This window comes from Leifsonia sp. 2MCAF36 (assembly GCF_052115525.1).
GTDB lineage: Bacteria > Actinomycetota > Actinomycetes > Actinomycetales > Microbacteriaceae > Leifsonia.
The window spans coordinates 23,373-44,302 of sequence record NZ_JBFRGV010000012.1 but is presented as its reverse complement, the minus strand read 5'-3'; the positions used below and the strand labels follow the sequence as shown (position 1 = coordinate 44,302).

At 68.1% G+C, this 20,930-nt stretch carries 22 protein-coding genes and 1 riboswitch; of the genes, 7 read left to right on the top strand and 15 right to left on the bottom strand.

Features of this window, described 5'->3' with window-relative positions; genetic code table 11:
• Positions 1 to 5: 5 nt before the first annotated feature.
• Complete coding sequence (locus tag AB4079_RS16745; RefSeq protein ID WP_441788453.1) at positions 6 to 1,400, bottom strand: MFS transporter; 1,395 nt, start codon at positions 1,398 to 1,400, stop codon at positions 6 to 8.
• Positions 1,401 to 1,568: 168 nt separating this feature from the next.
• Between AB4079_RS16745 and AB4079_RS16740 the strand changes: the two genes are divergently transcribed.
• The 4 genes from AB4079_RS16740 (at position 1,569) to AB4079_RS16725 (ending at position 3,323) form a co-directional block, all read left to right on the top strand.
• Positions 1,569 to 1,997 carry a DUF2269 family protein gene (locus AB4079_RS16740; RefSeq protein WP_441788452.1) on the top strand — a complete coding sequence of 143 codons (429 nt, stop codon included), beginning with the start codon at positions 1,569 to 1,571 and terminating at the stop codon, positions 1,995 to 1,997.
• Positions 1,998 to 2,080: 83 nt separating this feature from the next.
• Entirely contained in the window at positions 2,081 to 2,437 is a 357-nt protein-coding gene (locus AB4079_RS16735) for an ArsR/SmtB family transcription factor (RefSeq protein WP_441788451.1), read from the top strand.
• Positions 2,434 to 2,910, top strand: coding sequence for an SRPBCC family protein (locus AB4079_RS16730; protein ID WP_441788450.1), 477 nt, complete (start codon positions 2,434 to 2,436; stop codon positions 2,908 to 2,910). Before AB4079_RS16735 ends, AB4079_RS16730 begins: the two co-directional genes overlap by 4 nt.
• Positions 2,911 to 2,951: 41 nt before the next feature.
• Entirely contained in the window at positions 2,952 to 3,323 is a 372-nt protein-coding gene (locus AB4079_RS16725) for a VOC family protein (protein ID WP_441788570.1), read from the top strand.
• Between the two features lie 7 nt (positions 3,324 to 3,330).
• Here AB4079_RS16725 and ribH read toward each other — a convergent pair whose 3' ends face one another.
• The 5 genes from ribH to AB4079_RS16700 all read right to left on the bottom strand — a co-directional run bounded on the left by ribH (position 3,331) and on the right by AB4079_RS16700 (position 8,124).
• Positions 3,331 to 3,807: a 6,7-dimethyl-8-ribityllumazine synthase gene (gene ribH / locus AB4079_RS16720; protein WP_441788449.1), complete on the bottom strand. Its 477-nt coding sequence runs from the start codon at positions 3,805 to 3,807 to the stop codon at positions 3,331 to 3,333.
• A complete protein-coding gene (gene ribA, locus AB4079_RS16715) occupies positions 3,804 to 5,105 on the bottom strand; it encodes a GTP cyclohydrolase II (protein ID WP_441788448.1) in 1,302 nt (433 codons plus the stop codon). The genes ribH and ribA overlap by 4 nt, the downstream gene beginning before the upstream one ends.
• Positions 5,102 to 5,731 carry a riboflavin synthase gene (locus tag AB4079_RS16710; RefSeq protein WP_441788447.1) on the bottom strand — a complete coding sequence of 210 codons (630 nt, stop codon included), beginning with the start codon at positions 5,729 to 5,731 and terminating at the stop codon, positions 5,102 to 5,104. The genes ribA and AB4079_RS16710 overlap by 4 nt, the downstream gene beginning before the upstream one ends.
• A 4-nt stretch (positions 5,732 to 5,735) precedes the next feature.
• Positions 5,736 to 6,791 carry a bifunctional diaminohydroxyphosphoribosylaminopyrimidine deaminase/5-amino-6-(5-phosphoribosylamino)uracil reductase RibD gene (ribD, locus tag AB4079_RS16705; RefSeq protein ID WP_441788446.1) on the bottom strand — a complete coding sequence of 352 codons (1,056 nt, stop codon included), beginning with the start codon at positions 6,789 to 6,791 and terminating at the stop codon, positions 5,736 to 5,738.
• A 73-nt stretch (positions 6,792 to 6,864) separates the two neighbouring features.
• Positions 6,865 to 7,019: riboswitch (FMN riboswitch) on the bottom strand.
• A gap of 79 nt (positions 7,020 to 7,098) precedes the next feature.
• Positions 7,099 to 8,124, bottom strand: a complete 1,026-nt coding sequence (locus tag AB4079_RS16700) for a sugar-binding transcriptional regulator (protein ID WP_441788445.1) — start codon at positions 8,122 to 8,124, stop codon at positions 7,099 to 7,101.
• 135 nt (positions 8,125 to 8,259) lie between these two features.
• Between AB4079_RS16700 and AB4079_RS16695 the strand changes: the two genes are divergently transcribed.
• The 3 genes from AB4079_RS16695 (at position 8,260) to glpK (ending at position 12,505) form a co-directional block, all read left to right on the top strand.
• Positions 8,260 to 9,999, top strand: a complete 1,740-nt coding sequence (locus tag AB4079_RS16695) for an FAD-dependent oxidoreductase (protein ID WP_441788444.1) — start codon at positions 8,260 to 8,262, stop codon at positions 9,997 to 9,999.
• A 181-nt stretch (positions 10,000 to 10,180) separates the two neighbouring features.
• On the top strand, positions 10,181 to 10,912 hold the full coding sequence (locus tag AB4079_RS16690) for an MIP/aquaporin family protein (protein ID WP_441788569.1): 732 nt from the start codon (positions 10,181 to 10,183) through the stop codon (positions 10,910 to 10,912).
• Between the two features lie 72 nt (positions 10,913 to 10,984).
• Positions 10,985 to 12,505, top strand: a complete 1,521-nt coding sequence (gene glpK, locus AB4079_RS16685) for a glycerol kinase GlpK (protein ID WP_441788443.1) — start codon at positions 10,985 to 10,987, stop codon at positions 12,503 to 12,505.
• Between the two features lie 94 nt (positions 12,506 to 12,599).
• Here the strand turns inward: glpK and AB4079_RS16680 are convergent, their stop codons facing one another.
• From AB4079_RS16680 to sdhC, 9 genes are all read right to left on the bottom strand, one after another.
• Positions 12,600 to 13,373 carry an HAD family hydrolase gene (locus tag AB4079_RS16680; RefSeq protein ID WP_441788442.1) on the bottom strand — a complete coding sequence of 258 codons (774 nt, stop codon included), beginning with the start codon at positions 13,371 to 13,373 and terminating at the stop codon, positions 12,600 to 12,602.
• The gene (locus AB4079_RS16675) at positions 13,370 to 13,963 is read right to left on the bottom strand and encodes a GNAT family N-acetyltransferase (protein ID WP_441788441.1); all 594 of its coding nucleotides are present in this window, start codon (positions 13,961 to 13,963) and stop codon (positions 13,370 to 13,372) included. The genes AB4079_RS16680 and AB4079_RS16675 overlap by 4 nt, the downstream gene beginning before the upstream one ends.
• Positions 13,963 to 14,979 carry a tryptophan--tRNA ligase gene (trpS, locus tag AB4079_RS16670; RefSeq protein ID WP_441788440.1) on the bottom strand — a complete coding sequence of 339 codons (1,017 nt, stop codon included), beginning with the start codon at positions 14,977 to 14,979 and terminating at the stop codon, positions 13,963 to 13,965. The genes AB4079_RS16675 and trpS overlap by 1 nt, the downstream gene beginning before the upstream one ends.
• A 46-nt stretch (positions 14,980 to 15,025) precedes the next feature.
• Positions 15,026 to 15,862 (bottom strand): exodeoxyribonuclease III, encoded by an 837-nt coding sequence (locus tag AB4079_RS16665; RefSeq protein ID WP_441788439.1) that lies wholly within the window; start codon positions 15,860 to 15,862, stop codon positions 15,026 to 15,028.
• A 9-nt stretch (positions 15,863 to 15,871) separates the two neighbouring features.
• The gene (locus tag AB4079_RS16660; protein ID WP_441788438.1) at positions 15,872 to 17,101 is read right to left on the bottom strand and encodes a YihY/virulence factor BrkB family protein; all 1,230 of its coding nucleotides are present in this window, start codon (positions 17,099 to 17,101) and stop codon (positions 15,872 to 15,874) included.
• Positions 17,102 to 17,454: 353 nt separating this feature from the next.
• On the bottom strand, positions 17,455 to 18,216 hold the full coding sequence (locus AB4079_RS16655) for a succinate dehydrogenase iron-sulfur subunit (protein WP_441788437.1): 762 nt from the start codon (positions 18,214 to 18,216) through the stop codon (positions 17,455 to 17,457).
• Positions 18,216 to 20,039, bottom strand: coding sequence for a succinate dehydrogenase flavoprotein subunit (sdhA, locus tag AB4079_RS16650; protein ID WP_441788436.1), 1,824 nt, complete (start codon positions 20,037 to 20,039; stop codon positions 18,216 to 18,218). Before sdhA ends, AB4079_RS16655 begins: the two co-directional genes overlap by 1 nt.
• A gap of 25 nt (positions 20,040 to 20,064) precedes the next feature.
• Complete coding sequence (locus AB4079_RS16645; protein ID WP_441788435.1) at positions 20,065 to 20,508, bottom strand: succinate dehydrogenase hydrophobic membrane anchor subunit; 444 nt, start codon at positions 20,506 to 20,508, stop codon at positions 20,065 to 20,067.
• A 1-nt stretch (position 20,509) separates the two neighbouring features.
• On the bottom strand, positions 20,510 to 20,902 hold the full coding sequence (gene sdhC / locus AB4079_RS16640) for a succinate dehydrogenase, cytochrome b556 subunit (protein WP_441788568.1): 393 nt from the start codon (positions 20,900 to 20,902) through the stop codon (positions 20,510 to 20,512).
• Between the last annotated feature and the right edge of the window lie 28 nt (positions 20,903 to 20,930).

Here is a 20,930-nt window from a genome sequence, read left to right as displayed (position 1 = left end):
AGCGGTCAGCTGACGTTGTCGGTGAAGTCCACGTCGCGCGTCTCTTTCGAGATGAGCAACGCGATGAGGGTCAGCACGCCGGCGAGCGAGAGGTAGATGCCGACCCAGACCGTGCTGCCGTCGGCGATCGTCCACAGCCACACCGCGATGGTGGGCGCAACGGCCGCGCCGAGCACGCTGGAGAGGTTGTAGGCCACAGCGGACCCCGTGTAGCGGACGTTCGTGGGGAACAACTCCGGCAGCTCAGCACCCATCGGGCCGAAGGTCAGACCCATCAGTGTGAAGCCGATGATGAGGAGGGCCATGGTTCCGACCGTCCCGCCCGAGAAGAGCGGCACGAAGAGCAGGCCGAACACGATGATGCCGAGAGTCACCCAGATCAGCGTCTTACGGCGGCCGAAGCGCTCCGCCAGGGGACCGGCGACCAGGGTGAAGACACCGAAGAACACCACGCCGATGATGAGCATCACCAGGAAGTCGTTGCGGCTGAAGCCGAGGCCCGGGACGAAGGTCGCCGCCGAGAACGTCTTGCCGGCCTTCTCTGCGGCGGCCTGAGCCTGCTCGGGCGTGGCGGCGGTGGTGCCGTAGGTCAGGGTGAACGCGGTCATCAGGTAGAAGAGCACGTAGGTGGCCAGCATGATGAACGTGCCCAGCACGATCTGGCGCCAGCTGGTGCGGAACACGCGCGCGAGCGGAAGCTTGACCACTTCACCGGTGTCGACGACCTTCTGGAAGGCCGGCGTCTCGACCAGCTTGAGTCGCACGTACAGGCCGACGATCACGAGCACGGCGCTGAGCAGGAAGGGGATCCGCCAGCCCCACGCGGCGAACGCCTCGGGGGAGATGGTGAGGCTCAGGATGAGGAACAGCACGTTCGCGACGATGAAGCCGATCGGCGCGCCGAGCTGAGGGAACGTTCCGTAGATGGCGCGTTTGCCCGCCGGGGCGTTCTCGGTCGCGAGCAGTGCCGCGCCGCTCCACTCGCCGCCGAGGCCGAGGCCCTGGCAGAAGCGCATCACGACGAGGAGGAATGGTGCCCAGAACTGCCACCCGGGGACCTGCGCCGTCGGCAGGCATCCGATGAGCACGGTCGCGATACCCATCGTGAGCAGCGAGCCGACGAGGGTGCCCTTGCGGCCGATCCGGTCACCGAAGTGGCCGAACAGGATGGAGCCGATCGGCCGGGCGATGAAGGCGACGCCGAAGACGGCGAACGAGGCCAGCAGCGCGGTGGTCGGGTCCGCGCTGGTGAAGAACAGTGCGGGGAAGACCAGCACGGCCGCGGTGGCGTAGACGTAGAAGTCGTAGAACTCGATCGACGTGCCGATGAGGCTGGCGAGGATGACGCGGCCGCGGGTGTTCGCGGGCGCAGGGGTGATGGCGGGAGCCGTCGTAGTCATGCGTGTGGAGTGCTTCCAGAGTTGCGAGTGAGAACCGCATGGCGTGCGCGGCGTCGGTCGGGCGGAAAGCACACGTTGGCGTGAGACGGGGTGGCGCTTGTGGCGCCCTTCCACCCTATGTGCGGTGTGTGAGTCCGCCGAATCCGACCGGTCAGTACGCTGGGGGGCATGGAAACCCTGTTCGCTGTACTACACGTGGTCACCGCCGTCTTCATCGTCGGCCCGATGGCCATCCTCCCGATGACGGCGATGCGCGCCGTGCGGGCGGGTGACGCGCGCCAGGTGGAGACGCTGGCGAAGTCGACCAACCTGCTGTCGCTGCTGTCGATCCTGGTGGTGCTCTTCGGGTTCGGCGTCATGGGCCTGGCGGACAAGAAGTACGGCCTGAGCGTCACAACGCCGTGGATCCTCTGGTCGATCATCTTGTACGTGATCGCGCTCGGTCTGACGCTGTTCGTGGTCGTGCCGACGATGCGTCGCGCCGCCGAAGCGCTCCGCGACGGGACGGCCTCGCGGTACCCGGCGATCGCCGCAGCGTCGGGGGTGGCGAGCCTTCTGCTTCTCGTCGTCGTCGTGCTCATGGTCTGGAAGCCGTAGCTCCCCAGCTCGCTGTTGACGTGGCACGGCAGCGGCTCTACTCTAGTTATCAACCGACCCATTGATTAAAGAAAGAGTTGACCATGACTGAGGACGACGGTCTCGACAGGGCGTTCGCCGCCCTGGCCGACCCGGTGCGGCGTGCGATCGTCGCGCGCCTCAGTCGGGGCCCCGCCACGGTCAACGAGCTCGCGGAGCCGTTCACCATCACCCTCCAAGCCGTGTCCAAGCACATCAGCGTGCTGGAGGCGGCCGGCCTGGTCTCGCGCACCCGCGACGCGCAGCGGCGGCCGGTCCACCTCGAGGCGGCGGCACTGGAGCGACTCACGTCATGGATCGACCGCTACCGGCTCGAGGCCGAGGCGCGCTATCGCCGTCTCGATGCCGTCCTCAGGGACGCCCCACAACAGGAGAACCCGAACAGGGAGAAGAAATCATGAGCAATCCCGTCGTCATCGAGGCGGTGCCCGGCACCTCGTACCTCGACCTCACCCGCGAATTCGATGCACCGGTCGACGCGGTGTTCCGCGCCCACGCGGATCCCGCGCTCTTCGTGCAATGGATCGGTCCACGCCGGCTGTCGAACACCATCACCGACTGGGAGTTCCGCGCCGGCGGACGCTACGGCTTCGAGCAGCGCGACGACGATGGGTCGGTGTACGCCTTCCGTGGCGTCTTCCACACCGTCGCGGAGAACGAGCTGATCATCCAGACCTTCGAGTTCCTCGGAGCGCCCGGTGAGGTGAGCCTCGACCGGATGCGGTTCGAGGAGTTGCCGGACGGCCGTTGCCGACTCGTCGGCCGCTCTGTGATGACGTCGCGCGAGGCGCTCGAGCAGATGATCGCGAGCGGCATGGAGTACGGCGTTCGCGAAGGATACGAGAAGCTCGACGAGCTGCTGGGCGCGGCGTGACCGTGACGGACAACCCGACTCCGGCCATTCCGGCCGGCGCGATGATGCTCGAACTGCTGATGCTTCCGGTCGCCGACCTCGACCGCTCGATCGAGTTCTACCGCGACCGGGTCGGCTTCACCGTGGATGTGGACGTGCGGCCCGCCGACGGCGTACGCATCGTGCAGCTCACCCCGCCCGGCTCCTACTGCTCGGTCACCATGACGACCGGCATGGCCGACACCGCGATGGCACCAGGCTCCCTGCGTGGGCTCCATCTGGTCGTCGCCGACATCGACGCCTCCCGCGATGCGCTCGTCGCCCGCGGTGTCGATGTCGCCGCGGTTCAGGACATGGGCGGCGTGCTCTACGCCTGGTTCGCCGACCCGGACGGCAACACCTGGACGCTGCAGCACATGCCCTGGCGGAGCTGAGGCCGGGTTAGGCGCCCAACTTGCGCAGCGCGACGGCGGTCGCGAGCGCTGCGTGAGCGGCCTCGGCGCCCTTGTCCTCCTTGGACCCGGGCAGGCCTGAGCGGTCGATGCCCTGCTTCTCATCGTCCAGCGTGAGCACGCCGAAGCCGACCGGCTTGCCGGTGTCGAGTGCGACACGGGTCAGCCCGTCGGTGGCCGCCGCCGAGACGTACTCGAAGTGCGGCGTGCCGCCGCGGATGATCACACCGAGCGCAACGACCGCGTCCGCGCCGGCTTCGAGCGCCGCCTTGCTGACGACGGGGAGTTCGAAGCTGCCGGGGACGCGCACCAGCGAGTGCGTGGCGCCTGCGGCATCCAGGGTCCGCTGCGCGCCGGCGATGAGCGCCTCGCTGATCGTCTCGTGCCAGCTGCCGGCGACGACGACGACGTTCAGGCCGCTCCCATCGATCCGCTCGGTCGCGCTCGGGGCTCCCGCTCCGCTCATCGTGTGGTCCTCTCCGCCGCGATGTCCGCGGCCGTCTCGTCCAGTCCCGACATCGGGTCGATGTCTCCGATCGCGTGACCCATCCGGTCGCGCTTGGTCTCCAGGTAACCCTCGTTGAAGGCCCCGACGCCGACGACGAGCGGGACGCGCTCCTCGACCTCGATGCCGTGCTCCTCGAGCTGGCGTACCTTCTCGGGGTTGTTGGTCAGCAGACGTACCGACTCGATCCCGAGGTCCTGGAGGATGGCCGTGGCCGCCCGGTAGTCGCGGGCGTCGATCGGCAGGCCGAGGGCCAGGTTGGCGTCGAGCGTGTCGAGGCCTTCCTCCTGCAGTTTGTAGGCGCGCAGCTTGTTGATGAGGCCGATGCCGCGCCCCTCGTGCCCGCGCAGGTAGACGACGACTCCGCCCTCGCGCTGGATGGTGTCCATCGCGGCGTCGAGCTGCGGTCCGCACTCGCATTTGAGCGAACCGAACGCCTCGCCCGTGAGGCACTCCGAGTGCACGCGGACGAGCGTCCCGTCGCGCTGCGGCGTGCCGGCGACGATCGCCACATGGTCGGCGCCGGTCGTGCGGTCGCGGTAGGCGCGCATCCGGAACGGGCCGTGGGTGGTCGGGACGGTCGTCTCGACTTCGAAGATCACACGCGACGTCTCCGGGATCGGCGTCACCGTCTCCAGCGGCTGGTCGCAGTGGAACTCCTGCAGGTAGTCGATCAGGGCCTCGATCGTGATGACCAGCACGCCCTCCTGCTTGCCGAGCTCGATCAGGCCGGGCAGGCGCATCATCTCGCCGTCGTCGGCAACGATTTCGGCGATGGCACCGACCGGCGTCAGGCCGGCCAGTTTCAGCAGATCGACGGCGGCCTCGGTGTGGCCGTCGCGTTCGCGCACCCCGCCCTCCACCGCGCGCAGCGGCAGGATGTGGCCGGGCCGGTGCAGACGGGACGGCGTCGAGTCGAGGTCGGCGAGCACGCGGAGGGTGTGCGCGCGATCGGCGGCACTGATGCCGGTGGAGAGGCGGTCCGCCGCATCCACGCTCACGGTGTAGTTGGTACCGCGGGAGTCCTCATTGTGCGCGACCATCACCGGAAGTTCGAGTCGGTCGGCGATCTCGTCGGTCATCGGCGCGCAGATGAAGCCGGAGGAGTGCTTCACGGTCCAGGCGATCCACTCCTGGCTGGCGAGCTCGGCGGCGAGGAGGACGTCGCCCTCGTTCTCGCGGCTCTCATTGTCGACGACGATGACCGGCCGGCCGGCACGCAGTTCGGACAGGGCTTCGGCGATGGTGGCCAGACTCATGACGCACTCCGTTCAGTCAGTGCAGGTTCGAGCGCGAGCATGCGCTCTACGTGACGGGCCAGGATGTCCGTCTCGATGTTGACGCGGTCGCCTTCGACACGGTCGCCCAGTGTGGTGGCGGCCAGCGTCTCGGGGATCAGGGACACCTCGAACCAGCCGTCCTCGCGTCCGCCGCCGACGGCGCTGACCGTCAGGGAGACGCCGTCGATGGCGATGGAGCCTTTGCGCGCGACGAGCGGCGCGTGCTCCGGGTCGAGGGAGAGGCGGACGACGCGCCAGGCGCTGCCGTCGGTGATGGAGAGCACGGTGGCGGTGCCGTCGATGTGGCCCTGCACGATGTGGCCGCCCAGGCGGTCGCCGACCTGCGCCGCACGCTCCAGGTTGACCCGTCGGCCGGCCTGGACGTCCGCAAGCGTGCTGATCGCGAGGGTTTCGGCCATCACGTCGGCGGTGAACGTCTCGGCGTCTTTGCCGATGACGGTCAGGCAGACGCCACTGACGGAGATCGAGTCGCCGTGTCGCGCATCGCTGACGGCCAGCGGCCCACGGACGGTGAGGCGCGCGGCGTCGGCGGTGCGCTCGACGCCGGTGACTTCGCCCAGCTCTTCGATGATTCCGGTGAACATATGGTCAGCCCTCCTGAGGGGTGGGGGTAGGAGTGGTTGGTGTCGCGGTCGCGGCGTGGAGGGGCGCTGCACGGATGAGGAGGTCGCCACCGAGTCGTTCGACGTCGAGGATGCGCAGCTTCCTCTGCTCGCCGATGGTCTCCACCCCGATGTCTCCGAGAGCGAGGCGCGGACCACCGAGCAGGGTCGGGGCGAGGTAGATGGCGTACTCGTCGACGAGGCCCGCGGCGACGAACGCGCTCGCCAGCGTCGGGCCGCCTTCGACGTAGATGCGCCGGAAACCGCGCTGATGCAGGTCGGCGACCGCGTCGTGGAGGTCGTGGGTGCCCTCGAAGACGACCGGGTTGGGGTGGTGGAACACCGCGGCGTCCTTCGGGACGGCGCGGGTGCCGATCACGACCGGTGTCGGCTGCGTTCCCAGCAGTTCGCCGGCGTCGCCGCGTGCGGTGAGGCTGGGGTCGTCGGAGAGCACCGTCCCGGTGCCGACGACGATCGCGTCGGAGGCCTCCCGCTGCTCGTGCACCCGCTGGCGAGCGGCGGCTCCGGTGATCCACTTGCTGGTCCCGTCCGCCGCGGCCGCGCGGCCGTCGAGGCTGCTCGCCCATTTGACGACGATGTACGGCCGTCCCAGTCGTGCCGCGGTGAGCCAGTCGCCGAGGAACGCCTCGATCTCCGTACGCAGGATGCCGCCGGTCACGTCGACGCCGGCCTCCCGCAGGCGCTGGGCGCCCCCGCTGGAGTGGTGGCCAGGGTCGTCCGTGCCGTAGACGACGCGTGCGACGCCTGCGGCGATCAGGGCCTCCGAGCAGGGGCCGGTGTGGCCCCAGTGGTTGCACGGTTCGAGGGTGACGACCGCTGTGGCGCCCCGGGCGCCGCCTTCGGGGAGCTTGCTGAGCGCATCCACCTCGGCGTGCGGGGTGCCGACGCCGCGATGCCAGCCCTCCGCGAGGATGCGCCCATCGCCGTCGAGGAGGACGCAGCCGACCCGTGGGTTCACGCCGGTGGCGGGACCGTTGGCGGCGAGCTCGAGCGCCGTGCGCATGGGGGCTTCCCACGTCATCCGGTTGCCATCCTGTCTCTTGCGTGGAGACGTGTCACCGGGGTCGTGTGGGCGCCAGCGCATGCGGGCCGCCCACCGTGCTGCCTCCCATCCGGACTGAGCGGCAGGCTCTCGCCTGCACGCATTACCGTCGGTGCCGGAATTCCACCGGCTCAGCAGGACGCCTGGGCGTCCCGCTCGCGGACTATCACCGCCGGTTCGGACTCTCACCGACCCCGGAGCACGTATTTCGTTGTCGAGTCTAGATCAACGCGTTCCGCCACGGTCTATTCCCGCACGCCGTGCGGCTCCGGGTTACGTGAAGGGATCAGGCGGCGTCGACTGCTTCCTGGCCGTACTGTTCCGCCGCCGGGGCGGACGAGCCCAGCTGCGCCAGGGCGCGGGCGGTGCCCTCATCGACGATCAGATCGGTGATGAGGCCGGCTGCCAGGGCTCCACGCAGGCTGTGCACCTTGGACGGGCCGGAGACGATGCAGACCCGGCGCGGCACGCGCTTGATGAGGTCGATGTCCGGTCCGCTCGCGCGCTCGTTGAGGGGGATGCCGTGGTGGCTGCCGTCCTCGCGGAAGAACACGGTCGCCACGTCGCCGACGACGCCCGACTGGTCGAGGGACGCGTAGTCGGCCTGGTCGAGGTAGCCGCCGGCATACACGTGCGAGCGCACTTCGGAGAACGGCGAACCGAGGCCGAAGAGGGCCACATCCATCCGCTCCTGGATGTCGAGGATGCGCCGGGTGCTGCGCTCGCGCCACATCGCGACCTTGGTCTGCGGGTCGTCGAACAGCGCGGGCACCGGAAACTCCTGGATCGTACCGGAGTAGGTGTCGCCGAAGCGCCGCAGGATCTCCGAGGCGTACAGCACACCGGTCGTGTACGTGTTGCCCGCACCGTTGAGCTGCACGAACTCGACATTGTGCAGCTCTTTCGGGATGAGGTGGCGGCTCAGGGCGCTCATCGTCGACCCCCAGGCGATGCCGACCGTCTGGTTGGAGTCGATGAAGCGGTCGAGAATCCGTGCAGCCGAGATGGCGACGCGCTCCAACCGATCCACGTCGCTGATCGCGCTCGGCATCGGGACGATGTGCGCGGCGATGCCATAGCGCTCGTGGAGCGTCTGCTGGATGCGCGACGCGCCTTCGTGCGGTTCCGCGATCTGGATGGTCACCAGGCCGGAAGTGCGGGCGTAGCTGAGCAGGCGGGAGACGCTGGATCGCGACGTGTGCATCTCGTGCGCGATGGCCTCCATCGTGAGGTCCTGCATGTAGTACAGGTGTCCCGCTTTGAGGGCGTCGCGGACCTTGTCGGGCAGGTTCTCGGGTTCGGGCTGTGGCATTCGGGCCTTCTTATTCGCTGGACCAGCTGTGCACGTATGTGCACCGCGCTTGATCGAAGTTGTGCTGCCACGAAGACTATAGCCGCACAGCAGTTTTGTGAGAGCAACAGGGCACACGAGCAACAGGAGAAGACCGTGACGACGAAGCCGACAACACGCACCGAGGTCAAGCGCCTCCGCGAACGCCCCCGAGCGCAGGTGCTCGTCGTCGGCGGCGGCATCAACGGACTCGGCACCTTCCGCGACCTCGCCCTGCAGGGGGTCGACGTCGTCCTCGTCGAGCGCAACGACTTCGTCTCCGGCGCATCGGCGGCATCCAGCCACATGATCCACGGCGGCATCCGCTACCTTGAGAACGGCGAGTTCCGGCTCGTCAAGGAGTCGGTGACCGAGCGCAACGGCCTGCTCAAGATCGCCCCGCACTACGTCAAGCCGCTCGAGACCACCATCCCGATCTACTCCACGTTCTCCGGCATCCTCGCCGCACCCCTCCGCTTCCTCACCCACAAGCAGGGCAAGCCGAAGGAGCGCGGCGCCTTCCTGATCAAGACCGGGCTGACGATCTACGACGCATTCTCGCGCGACGGTGGTTCGGTGCCGCGGCACAGCTTCCACGGCCGGAAGAAGTCGCTGGAGATCCTGCCGGCGCTGAACCCGGACCTCAAGTACACAGCGATGTATTTCGATGCGTCCGTGCACGACCCTGAGCGACTCGCCCTGGACGTGCTCGCCGACGGCCTCGCTGCCGGCCCACATGCCCGCGCGGTCAACTACGTCGAGGCGATCGGCACCCGCGACGGCGGAGTGCTCGTCCGCGACCGCGAGAGCGGGGAGGAGTTCGCGATCACGGCGGACGTCGTGGTCAACGCGTCCGGTCCGTGGACGGACTTGACCAACCAGGCGCTCGGCGAGGCGACCCGCTACATGGGCGGCACCAAGGGCTCCCACATCGTGCTCGACAACCCGGAGCTGCTCGCGGCCTGCAAGGGACGCGAGATGTTCTTCGAGAACAACGACGGTCGCATCGTGCTGATCTACCCGCTTAAGGGGCGCGTGATGGTCGGCACGACCGACATCGACGCGGACATGTCGGAGCGCGCGGTGATCACCGAGGACGAGATCGACTACTTCATCGAGCTGGTCGCGCACGTTTTCCCAGCGATCCCGGTCACCCGCGAGCAGATCGTCTACACGTTCTCCGGCGTCCGTCCCCTGCCGCACCACGACGACACCGCGCCCGGCTTCGTGTCGCGCGACTACCGCATCGTGCCGGGAACGATCGCCGGCCTGGGCGACACCACGGTGCTCAGCCTGGTGGGCGGCAAGTGGACGACCTTCCGGGCGTTGAGCGAGCACCTCGCCGACGAGACCCTGAAGGCCATCGGCGCCGAGCGCACCGTGCAGACCCTCGGCCTCCCGATCGGCGGCGGTGCCGGCTTCCCGACCACGCCGCAGGCGGAGCGCGACTGGATCGCGCGCTACGGCGCGGACGTCGGCGCAGAGCGCGCCACGACGCTGCTGCGCCGGTACGGCACGAAGGCGAGCTTCGTCATCGACGCTATCGCCGGATGGGATGGTGAGGATGCGCCGCTCGCCGCCGCACCGACATATTCCCGCGCCGAGTTCGACCACCTGGTCCGCAACGAGCACGTCGTCCACCTCGCCGACATCTTCCTCCGCCGGACGAGCCTCGCGTTCACGGGTGCCATCACGACGGCCCTGGTTCACGAGATCGGCGAAATCGCGGCAAACGCGCTCGGATGGTCGCCAAACCGCCGCACCGAGGAGGAAGATTCGTTCGTAGCGGACCTCGCCGACGCCCACCGGGTGCAACTCACGTCGGGGGACGGAAGCGAAGCCGCGGCTGTTCGATAAATGCACGAACGTGCATGACACGGTTCTTGTGAAGGTGAGCGTGAGCGCAATAGCGTTCAGGTGCCCACCCTGACGAGAGCCTCACCAGAACGCACAACAGGGTGCGGGTCAACTGAACAACTGGAAGGTCAACGTGGACAATATCGGTGTAGATTTCCTGTCGGAATTGGTGGGAACGGCGATGCTGGTCCTGCTCGGTACCTCTGTGGTGGCGAACGTCGCCCTCATCAGGACCAAGGGCTTCAATGGCGGGTTCCTGATGGTCACCTTCGGCTGGGGCCTGGCGGTGTTCTCCGGCGTGATCGTCGCCTACAACTCGGGCGCCCACCTCAACCCTGCGGTGACGCTCGGCTTGGTGGCGAATGGGGCCAAGACATTCGGGTCGGCAGCGGCGCACACTCTGGTGCCGGTGAACATCCTCACGGTCCTGCTCTACATCCTGGCGCAGCTCATCGGTGCGATCATCGGTGCGGTCGTGACCTGGCTCGCCTACAAGCAGCACTTCGACGAGGAGCCCGACCCGGCGAACAAGCTCGGCGTCTTCTCCACCGGTCCTGCCATCCGCAGCTACGGCTGGAACGTGGTCACCGAGATCATCGGCACGTTCGTGCTGGTGTTCGTGGTGATCGCCTTCGGGCACCAGCCGGGCCAGGCGGCGGGACTCGCCGCGCTGGGCGCTCTCCCTGTGGCCCTGCTCGTGGTCGGCATCGGCGCCAGCCTCGGTGGTCCGACGGGGTACGCCATCAACCCGGCACGTGACCTCGGTCCGCGCATCGCGCACGCGCTCCTCCCGATTCGCGGCAAGGGCACCAGCGACTGGGCCTACTCGTGGGTTCCGATCGTCGGGCCCATCATCGGTGGCGTGGTGGCCGGCCTACTCGCCAGGCTGCTGCTCCCCATCCTCCTCAAGTAGCACCCGGGGGCCGGCCCGGGAAACCGGACCGGCCCTCTCCCGTTCCACCCCCAAAGAACAAAGGAGTTACCTATGGCTGACTACGTCGTCGCCATCGATCAGGGCACCACCAGCAGCCGGGCGATCATCTTCGACAAGTCCGGGTCGATCGTCTCGACCGGGCAGTTGGAGCATGAGCAGATCTTCCCGAAGGCCGGCTGGGTCGAGCACAATCCGGTGGAGATCTGGAACAACGTCCGCGAGGTCATCGGCCAGGCGCTCTCGAAGGCCGACCTGACCCGCCACGACATCGCGGCCGTCGGTATCACCAACCAGCGCGAGACCGCGGTGGTGTGGGACAAGAACACCGGCGAACCCGTCTACAACGCGATCGTCTGGCAGGACACCCGCACACAGCCGATCGTCGACCGCCTTGCGGCCGACGGCGGAGTCGAGCGCTTCAAGCCGATCGTCGGTCTTCCGCTCGCGACGTACTTCTCCGGAACCAAGATCACCTGGATCCTCGAGAACGTCGAGGGGGCACGGGAGCGCGCGGAGGCGGGCGACCTGCTCTTCGGCAACACCGACGCCTGGGTTCTCTGGAACCTCACCGGCGGTCCCGACGGCGGCGTGCACGCCACCGACGTGACCAACGCCTCCCGCACCATGTTCATGGACCTGGAGACGCTGACCTGGCGCGACGACATCCTGGAGGCGTTCGGCGTCCCCAAGTCGATGCTGCCGGAGATCAAGAGCTCCTCCGAGATCTACGGCAACGTCGAGTCGTCGAGCCTGCTGCGCGAGGTTCCCGTCGCGGGAATCCTCGGCGACCAGCAGGCCGCGACGTTCGGCCAGGCAGCGTTCGATCCGGGCGAGTCCAAGAACACCTACGGCACCGGCAACTTCCTCATCTTCAACACGGGTGAGGAGATCGTCCACTCCAAGAACGGCCTGCTGACCACCCTCGGGTACAAGCTGGGCGACGAGGCGCCGCACTACGCGCTGGAGGGCTCGATCGCTGTCACCGGTTCGCTGGTGCAGTGGCTGCGTGACAACCTCGGGCTCATCTCCAGCGCCCCGGAGATCGAGGAGCTGGCGAAGACCGTCGACGACAACGGCGGCGCGTACTTCGTGCCGGCGTTCTCTGGCCTGTTCGCGCCGTACTGGCGGTCGGACGCGCGCGGCGCGCTCGTCGGCCTCACCCGGTACGTGAACAAGGGCCACATCGCCCGCGCGGTCCTGGAGGCGACGGCCTTCCAGACGCGCGAGGTGCTGGACGCCGTCAACGCCGACTCCGGAGTGGACCTGCAGGAGCTGAAGGTCGACGGCGGCATGATCGCCAACAACACGCTCATGCAGTTCCAGGCCGACATCCTCGGTGTCCCCGTCGTGCGCCCGGTCGTCGCCGAGACGACCGCCCTCGGTGCGGCGTACGCCGCCGGCCTCGCGGTCGGGTTCTGGTCCGACCTCGACGACCTGCGCAAGAACTGGCAGGAGGACAGCCGGTGGACGCCGAACATGGATGACGCCGAGCGCGAGCGTCAGCTGCGGCTCTGGAAGAAGGCCGTCACGAAGACCTTCGACTGGGTCGACGACGACGTCCGCAACGCCTGATCCCGCCCCCTCACGAAGCGCCGTCCGGTTTCCGCCGGGCGGCGCTTCGCCGTCCTCGGGCATCCAGGGGACGCAACACGCCGTTACGGCTCGCTCAGAACGGCGTGTTGCGTCCCATGGATCGGCTGAGCAGCGGCGCGAGCTCGGCGAGCGAGTGGATGGTGTGCACGCCCGCCGTGACGGCGTCCAGTTCGTCGTCGGGGGAGGGGACGGCGTCGCGGCGGTTCAGCCAGACGCCTGTCAGCCCGGCTTGCGCGGCGCCGATCGCGTCGGTGCGGAGGCGGTCGCCGACGTAGGCGGCCTGGTCCGGACGCACGCCGAAGGTCTGGCACGCCGCATGGAAGATCGCCGCGTCGGGCTTGACGACCCCGAGCTCGCCCGAGGCGATGAGGTGCTCGATGCGCGCATCCAGCCCCACCGTCTCGACCTTGCGGCGCTGGAAGGCGAGATCGCCGTTCGTGATGAGCCCGAAGCGGACGCCCGGAAGCGTGCGCTCGAGTGCTTCGAAGGTCGGGATCGCGTCGTCGTGGAGCGACCAGGCCGCGACGTAGTGCTCGAAGTAGTCCGCGAACCAGGCGCTCGCCTCCTCGTCGTTCAGCCGCACGCCGTGGCGCTCGGCGAAGTCGCGGGCGCGTGCACGCCGCTGGCCCTCGAAGTCGAGATCGCCCGCGAGGTAGGAGTGGTAGTGCTCCTCTTCGAGGTCATGCCAGATCGTCACCACCTCGTCCGCCTCGAGGGCGCCGTACGGAGGTCCCAGGGTCTCCGCGTAGACCAGGATGCCCGCCTCCACCGCGGCGCGGTGCGCGAAGAGCGTGTCGTCGAGGTCGAAGAGCACGACGCGCGGAGCGTCGGTGGGCTGCTCGCTCATACGGCCGCTTGCACGTAGGAGTCGTCGGGCCAGTCGTCAGCAGGCTCGCGTGGGCCATCCGGCAGCAGGCTGGCACGCCACTCGTCGAACCGCTCGCCGCGCTGCTCCGCACCGCCGCTGACCGAGCCCTCCCAGCGGAAACCGGCGCGACGCGCGACGGCCGCGCTGGCGGCGTTTCCCACCAGTGCACGCCAGACCATCCGCTCCAGTGCCAAGCCGTGCGGCCGTGCGCCGAACCCGAATCGGATGACCAGGTCCACGGCCTCCGACATGACGCCGCGTCCGCGGGCCTCGGATGCCAGCCAGTAGCCGATCTCGCCCTGGCGCTCGTGGATGTCGGCGATGCTGACCATCCCGACCAGCACGTCGCCCGTGCGCACGGCCCAGGTGCAGACCCGGCCGCTCGCCCACCCGTCCGGGACAACGCTGGTCACGAAGCCGACGGCGTGCTCGCGCCGGTAGGGCGACGGGACGGTCGTCCAGCGCGCGATCGCGGGATCGCCGCACAGCTCCGCGATCCGGTCGATATCCGCCAGCGAGGGAGTGGACAGGGTGACCCGCTCGCCGGTCAGGACGACGGGTTGCGGCATCAGCGCGCCCGCCGCAGGAAGCCCACGCGCTCGTACGCCTTCGCCAGGGTGTCCTCCGCGACCTCGCTCGCGCGGTTGGCGTTCGTGGCCAGGATGCGGTCCAACTCGGCCGGGTCGGCGAGGAGGTCGACCGCCCGCTGCCGGACCGGCGCGAACTCGTCCACCACGACCTCCACGAGACCTTTCTTGAAGTCGCCGTAGCCCTTGCCCTCGTACTCCAGCTCGAGCGACTCGATGGAGCGGCCGCTCAGCGCCGAGTAGATGGTGAGCAGGTTGGAGATGCCCGGCTTGCCCTCGCGGTCGAACGCAACGACCCCGTCGGTGTCGGTCACGGCGCGCATGATCTTCTTGCGCGTCACCTCGGGCTCGTCCAGCATCCAGATGATGCCTGCACCGGACTCCGCCGACTTCGACATCTTCGACTCCGGGTTCTGCAGGTCGTAGATGCGGGCGCTGTCCTTCAGGATCATCGCCTGCGGCACGACGAACGTCGGCCCGAAGCGGCTGTTGAAGCGCTCGGCGAGATCCCGCGTCAGCTCCACGTGCTGCCGCTGGTCGTCGCCCACCGGCACGACTTCGGCGTCGAACAGCAGGATGTCAGCTGCCATGAGCACCGGATAAGCGAACAGGCCGACAGAGGCGGCGTCCGCGCCCTGCTTGGCGGACTTGTCCTTGAACTGCGTCATGCGCGATGCCTCGCCGAACCCGGTGATGGTGTTCAGCACCCAGGCCAGCTGCGCGTGCGCGGGGACGTGCGACTGCACGTAGAGGGTGGACGCGGACGGGTCGATGCCGGCGGCGATGTACTGCGCCGCCGTGCGCCGCGTCTTCTCGCGGAGCTCCGCCGGGTCTTGCGCTGCGGTGATGGCGTGCAGGTCGACGACCGCGAAGAAGGCGTCGTGCGTGCCCTGCAGTTCTTTCCACTGCAGGAGTGCGCCGATGTAGTTGCCCAGGTGCAGGGAGTCTGCCGAGGGCTGCATGCCCGAGTAGAGGCGGGGTTGAGCGGATGTCGTCATGGTCAGCTTTCGAAGTCAGGAGGAATCGGGGGGATACGGGCAGCCGTCAGAGCTCGTAGTCGACGACCACAGGGGTGTGGTCGGACCATCGCTCGTCGTAGGCGGCCGCGCGGTCCACCGCGACGTCCTTCACGCGTGCCGCGAGGGCCGGCGTGGCGAGTTGGTAGTCGATCCGCCAGCCCGTGTCCTTGTCGAACGCCTGACCCCGCCACGTCCACCAGGTGTACGGGCCGTCCACCTCACCGGCGTGCCGGCGGACCACGTCGACCCAGCCGAGACCGGCCCCGGCGTTGTAGCCGTCGTCGCCCTCCTCGCCGAGGATGCGGTCGAAGTAGGCGCGCTCCTCCGGCAGGAATCCGGCGCGCTTGACGTTGCCCTTCCAGTTGCGGATGTCGAGGGTCCGGTGCCCGACATTGAGGTCGCCCATCACCACGGCGAGCTCATTGTGCTTCTGCAGCTCGGGCAGGCGCGCCTCCATCGCATCCAGGAAGCGGTACTTCTCGGCCTGCTTCTCGGTGCCGGCCTCGCCGGAGTGCACGTAGGCGCTGACGACGGTGACGATCGTGTCGCCGACCTCGTAGTCGGCCTCGAGCCAGCGGCCCGCACTGTCGAAGTCGGTCGGCCCGAGCTCCACCCGGTGGATGGACGCACGGTGCCGGCTGGCGATCGCGACACCGGCTCTGCCCTTCGCCGTCGCCGGGTCGTGGACGATGTCCCACTCGTCGCCGAGGAGGCCCTGCAGGTCTTCCGTCGAGGCGCGAACCTCCTGGATGGCGAGGATGTCGACGTCGCGCCCGTCGAGCCAGGCGCCCATGCCCTTTCGGAAGGCGGCGCGGATGCCATTGGCGTTGATCGTGGCGATGCGCAGGCGACTCGAGGGCATGCCTCCAGCCTACCGGGGGGCGCCGACAGCACCCTGGTCCAGCAGGTCGTTCAGCCGCTGCTCCGCCTTCGCGACCCGGCGCTGGGCAGGCAGCCGCTCGAACCATCGGGATTTCGCCAGATCCTCGCGAGCGTGCGCGAGCTCGGCGGCCGCCACCAGCTCGCGCGCCTGCCGCTCAGCCGCCGCCCGTTCGGCTTCCGCCTGCTCGGCAGTCACGTGCCGCGGCGACAGGCCGCGGTCGAACATCCCGACGGCGATCCACGACGCCGCAAGCAGGATGACGCGCGACATCAGGTTGAACCAGAGCAGGAGACCGATGAACACGGCGAAGGTGGCGAGCAGCGGGTTGTTCGAGGTCCGGAACAGCAGACCGGCGAGGATACTGAGCCCGGCCAGGATCGCCGCCCCCAGCAGCGACCCGAAGATCAGATTGCGGAACGGGATGGCGACCCGCGACATCACGCGGTACATCGCGCCCAGGGTGAATGTGTTGAGCACGACCGACACGAGCAGGCCCGAGTAGCGGGCCGCCAGTGCCGTCCAGAAGGAGTTGGAGCTGAGGTCGAGAAGTTGCAAGACGAACGAGAGCGCCTGTGTGCTCAGGATGGTGAGCAGCGCGGAGGCGATGAGAACGATCCCGAACGCCAGCGCGAGGAAGAGGTCCCGGATCTTCTGGAGGACATAGTTGGTCGTGTCGCGGCTGAGCCCGAAGACCGCGCGGACGGCCTGGCGCGTGTAGTACAGCCAGCCGATGGCCGTCCACAGCAGGCCGACCGCCGCGATGACCCCCGCCCAGCCGAACGCCGAGGCGGAATCGAGCTGCTGGGTGGTGATCGCCCCCGGCGACGTCGAGGTGGCGATCAGGTTGGGCACGACCCGGTTGATCACCGTGATCAGCGCCTCATAGAGATCGGGGTTGCCGTGCAGCCACACATTCGCGATGGAGAAGCCGAGCCACAACGCTGCGAACACCGCGAACAGAGACTGATAGCCCATGCCGGCCGCGCGGAGATTTCCGTCCGAGTGCGAGAAGTTGATGTAGACGCGGTAGGGGCGCAGGTTCTCCACCCATTTGGCCCAGCCGGACACGCGCTGCACCGGCCGCTGCAGCCTGCGCCTGATCGGGTCGGCCCGTTCGAGCAGGCGCTCCTTCAGCGACTCCTCTGGCTCTTCGGAGCCTTCGACGCGCTGCGCCGCCGGATCGGGCTCCAGAGGAGCGTGCTTGGACTTCTTGGCCACGCCGCCAGGATAGCGAGCGTGCAAACGGCCCGCTCTACCTAAGTGGGGGTACCCACGGCGGTCACCATGCCTGGCACTCCCGCCGCCGACTGTGGGAAACGGAGGGGCTTTCGGCGGACCCGCTACGAGCGTCCTCCGTTTCCCGGCAGTCTGCGGCGTGTCGACCCATACCACCTCCGTTTGCGTCCACGGCTGGAAACGGAGGAGTACGGTCGCGACTCGCCGTCTCCGAGCCGGGAACGGAGGCCAAACGGGGGCCCCGAGGGCGAAAGTCCTCCGTTTGCGACAGAGAGCAAACGGCCCGGTCTCCACAAGTGAAGATCGGGCCGTCTGAGGTCGTGGCTAGCGGGTGATCAGGGCTTGCCCCGCATGATGGCCTGCTTGACCTCGGCGATCGCCTGGGTCACCTGGATGCCGCGGGGGCACGCGTCGGTGCAGTTGAAGGTCGTGCGGCAGCGCCACACACCCTCCTTGTCGTTGAGGATGTCGAGGCGCACGGCCGCGTTGTCGTCGCGCGAGTCGAAGATGAAGCGGTGCGCGTTGACGATCGCAGCCGGACCGAAGTACTGGCCGTCGGTCCAGAACACCGGGCAGGACGACGTGCACGCGGCGCAGAGGATGCACTTGGTGGTGTCGTCGAAGCGGGCACGGTCGGCGACGGACTGGATGCGCTCCTTGCCCTTCACAGGCGCAGAGTTCGCGACCAGGAACGGCTGGACCTCGCGGTAGCTCTCGAAGAACGGCTCCATGTCGACGATGAGGTCCTTCTCGAGCGGAAGGCCCTTGATCGCCTCGACGTAGATCGGCTTCGTGATGTCGAGGTCCTTGATCAGCGTCTTGCAGGCGAGGCGGTTGCGACCGTTGATGCGCATGGCGTCCGAGCCGCAGATGCCGTGGGCGCACGAGCGGCGGAACGTCAGCGAGCCGTCCTGCTCCCACTTGATCTTGTGCAGGGCGTCCAGGATGCGGTCGGTCGCGAACAGCTCGACGTCGAAGTCCTGCCAGCGCGGCTCCGAGTCCACATCCGGGTCGAAGCGGCGGATGATCAGGGTCACGGTGAACGACTGGACCGGCGCCTCGGGGGCCGGGGGAGTCTCGAGTACGGCGTTCGACATCAGTACTTCCTCTCCATCGGCTGGTAGCGCGTGATGACGACCGGCTTCCAGTCGAGCGTGATGTGGTCTGCCGCGTCCGACGAGTGCGGGTCGCCGGAGAGGTAGGCCATCGTGTGCTGCATGTAGTTCTCGTCGTCGCGCTTCGGGAAGTCGTCGCGCATGTGGCCGCCGCGCGACTCCTTGCGGTTCCGGGCCGAGTAGACGACGACCTCCGCCAGGTCGAGCAGGAAGCCGAGCTCGACAGCCTCGAGGAGGTCGGTGTTGTAGCGGCGTCCCTTGTCTTGCACCTGCACGTGGCGGTACCGCTCACGCAGCCCATGAATGGTCTCGGTGACCTGGGCGAGGGATTCGTCGGTCCGGAACACCTGGGCGTTCCGGTCCATCTCGTCCTGCAGCTCCTTGCGGATCGCCGCGATGCGCTCGGTTCCGGTGGAGGTCCGCAGGTCGCCGATCATGCTGCGGACGGCCGCGGCCGGGTCATCCGGCAGCGGGACGAACTCGGCGGTCTTGATGTACTCGACCGCGTTGTTGCCTGCTCGCTTGCCGAACACGTTGATGTCGAGGAGCGAGTTGGTGCCCAGGCGGTTGGATCCGTGCACGGAGACGCACGCGCACTCGCCCGCGGCGTAGAGGCCAGGTACGACGGTCGTGTTGTCGCGCAGCACCTCGGCCTTGACGTTGGTCGGGATGCCGCCCATCGCGTAGTGCGCGGTCGGCATGACGGGCACTGGCTCGACGACCGGGTCGACGCCGAGGTACGTGCGGGCGAACTCCGTGATGTCCGGAAGCTTGGTCTCCAGGACCTCCGCGCCGAGGTGCGTGCAGTCGAGCAGCACGTAGTCCTTGTGCGGGCCGGCGCCGCGACCCTCCGCGACCTCCTGAACCATGCAGCGGGCGACGATGTCGCGCGGCGCGAGGTCTTTGATCGTCGGCGCGTAGCGCTCCATGAACCGCTCGCCGGAGGCGTTGCGGAGGATGGCGCCCTCGCCTCGCGCGCCCTCGGTGAGGAGGATGCCGAGCCCGGCCAGGCCGGTCGGGTGGAACTGGAAGAACTCCATGTCCTCCAGCGGCAGGCCCTTGCGCCAGATGATGCCGACGCCGTCACCGGTGAGAGTGTGCGCGTTGGAGGTGGTCTTGTAGATCTTCCCGAAGCCGCCGGTGGCGAAGATGATGGCCTTCGAGTGGAAGACGTGCAGCTCACCGGTGGAGAGCTCGTACGCGACGACGCCCGCAGGCTGAGGGACCCCATCCACCTCGCTCATGATCACGTCGAGCACATAGAACTCGTTGAAGAAGTTGATGCCGAGCTTGACGCAGTTCTGGAACAGCGTCTGCAGAATCATGTGGCCGGTGCGGTCGGCGGCGTAGCAGGCGCGGCGGACCGGTGCCTTGCCGTGGTCGCGGGTGTGACCGCCGAAGCGCCGCTGGTCGATCTTGCCCTCGGGCGTGCGGTTGAAGGGGAGGCCCATGTTCTCGAGGTCGATGACCGCGTCGATGGCCTCCTTGGCGAGGATCTCCGCCGCGTCCTGGTCGACGAGGTAGTCGCCGCCCTTGACGGTGTCGAAGGTGTGCCACTCCCAGCTGTCCTCCTCCACGTTGGCGAGCGCCGCGGCCATGCCGCCCTGCGCTGCGCCCGTGTGCGAGCGGGTGGGGTAGAGCTTCGAGATCACGGCCGTGCGGGCGTGGGGACCCGCCTCGATCGCTGCTCGCATCCCGGCGCCGCCGGCGCCGACGATGACGATGTCGAACTCGTGGTAGTGGACGCCGTCGATGACGGTGGATTCAGTAGCTTCTGTTGTCACAGGTTTTCCGTGTCGATTCATCGCGGGCTCGGGATGCGGGGCTCGGTCAGTGTGCTGGGCAGAACGACGGCAGGTCGGCGGCGTGTGCGCCGACAGGGCAGGGGTCGAACGTGAAGATCACGAGAGTTCCGAGCGCGATCAGCACCACGACCGCGGCGAGCACAGCCCACTTCAGGATGCGGTTGACGGTGCGGTTGTACGCGTAGTCGTTGATCAGCGTGCGCATCCCGTTGCCGCCGTGGATGAGGGCCAGCCAGAGCATCAGCAGGTCCCAGACCTGCCAGAACGGGGTCGCGTACTTGCCCGCGACGAAGGCGAAGTCGATCTGCTTCACGCCGTCGCCGAGCACGAGGTTGATGAGCAGGTGGCCGAAGATCAGGATCACCAGCACCAGGCCGGAGACCCGCATGTAGATCCAGCCCCACTTCTCCCAGTTCTTGCCGGAGCGGCTGGAGCGGGCGGGGGTGCGGGGCGCTTCGATGGTCGTCACGTCAGTTCACCTCCGAGAAGATGTGGATGAGCTGCGTCGGCACGAAGCCGGCCATCAGGATCACCCAGAGCGCGATGACGATCCAGAACATCGCCTTCTGGTACTTGACGCCTTTGCTCCAGAAGTCGATGAGGATGATCCGGATGCCGTTGAAGGCGTGGAAGATGATCGCCGCGACGAGAGCCATCTCGCCGAACCCCATGATCGGGTTCTTGTAGGTGCCGATCACCGCGTTGTAGGCCTCAGGGCTCACGCGGAGGAGCGAGGTGTCCAGGATGTGGACGAGAAGGAAGAAGAAGATGGCGACGCCGGTGATGCGGTGGAGTACCCACGACCACATCCCCTCGCGGCCTCGGTACAGAGTGCCGCCGGGCCGGGTCTTGGCCGGCTGCAGCGTCCCTGTCGCTTGGTCTGACACGGGA

What these genes read in the sequence shown, in the direction of transcription:
- ribD (WP_441788446.1), bottom strand. Translation starts at nt 6,791, where the DNA reads ATGACGTGGGAAGCCCCCATGCGCACGGCGCTCGAGCTCGCCGCCAAC.
- trpS (WP_441788440.1), bottom strand. Translation starts at nt 14,979, where the DNA reads ATGACGACATCCGCTCAACCCCGCCTCTACTCGGGCATGCAGCCCTCG.
- AB4079_RS16745 (WP_441788453.1), bottom strand. Translation starts at nt 1,400, where the DNA reads ATGACTACGACGGCTCCCGCCATCACCCCTGCGCCCGCGAACACCCGC.
- ribA (WP_441788448.1), bottom strand. Translation starts at nt 5,105, where the DNA reads ATGAGTCTGGCCACCATCGCCGAAGCCCTGTCCGAACTGCGTGCCGGC.
- AB4079_RS16730 (WP_441788450.1), top strand. Translation starts at nt 2,434, where the DNA reads ATGAGCAATCCCGTCGTCATCGAGGCGGTGCCCGGCACCTCGTACCTC.
- AB4079_RS16700 (WP_441788445.1), bottom strand. Translation starts at nt 8,124, where the DNA reads ATGCCACAGCCCGAACCCGAGAACCTGCCCGACAAGGTCCGCGACGCC.
- AB4079_RS16655 (WP_441788437.1), bottom strand. Translation starts at nt 18,216, where the DNA reads ATGTCGAACGCCGTACTCGAGACTCCCCCGGCCCCCGAGGCGCCGGTC.
- sdhA (WP_441788436.1), bottom strand. Translation starts at nt 20,039, where the DNA reads ATGAATCGACACGGAAAACCTGTGACAACAGAAGCTACTGAATCCACC.
- AB4079_RS16680 (WP_441788442.1), bottom strand. Translation starts at nt 13,373, where the DNA reads ATGAGCGAGCAGCCCACCGACGCTCCGCGCGTCGTGCTCTTCGACCTC.
- AB4079_RS16675 (WP_441788441.1), bottom strand. Translation starts at nt 13,963, where the DNA reads ATGCCGCAACCCGTCGTCCTGACCGGCGAGCGGGTCACCCTGTCCACT.
- AB4079_RS16665 (WP_441788439.1), bottom strand. Translation starts at nt 15,862, where the DNA reads ATGCCCTCGAGTCGCCTGCGCATCGCCACGATCAACGCCAATGGCATC.
- AB4079_RS16740 (WP_441788452.1), top strand. Translation starts at nt 1,569, where the DNA reads ATGGAAACCCTGTTCGCTGTACTACACGTGGTCACCGCCGTCTTCATC.
- AB4079_RS16710 (WP_441788447.1), bottom strand. Translation starts at nt 5,731, where the DNA reads ATGTTCACCGGAATCATCGAAGAGCTGGGCGAAGTCACCGGCGTCGAG.
- glpK (WP_441788443.1), top strand. Translation starts at nt 10,985, where the DNA reads ATGGCTGACTACGTCGTCGCCATCGATCAGGGCACCACCAGCAGCCGG.
- AB4079_RS16690 (WP_441788569.1), top strand. Translation starts at nt 10,181, where the DNA reads ATGCTGGTCCTGCTCGGTACCTCTGTGGTGGCGAACGTCGCCCTCATC.
- ribH (WP_441788449.1), bottom strand. Translation starts at nt 3,807, where the DNA reads ATGAGCGGAGCGGGAGCCCCGAGCGCGACCGAGCGGATCGATGGGAGC.
- AB4079_RS16735 (WP_441788451.1), top strand. Translation starts at nt 2,081, where the DNA reads ATGACTGAGGACGACGGTCTCGACAGGGCGTTCGCCGCCCTGGCCGAC.
- AB4079_RS16725 (WP_441788570.1), top strand. Translation starts at nt 2,952, where the DNA reads ATGATGCTCGAACTGCTGATGCTTCCGGTCGCCGACCTCGACCGCTCG.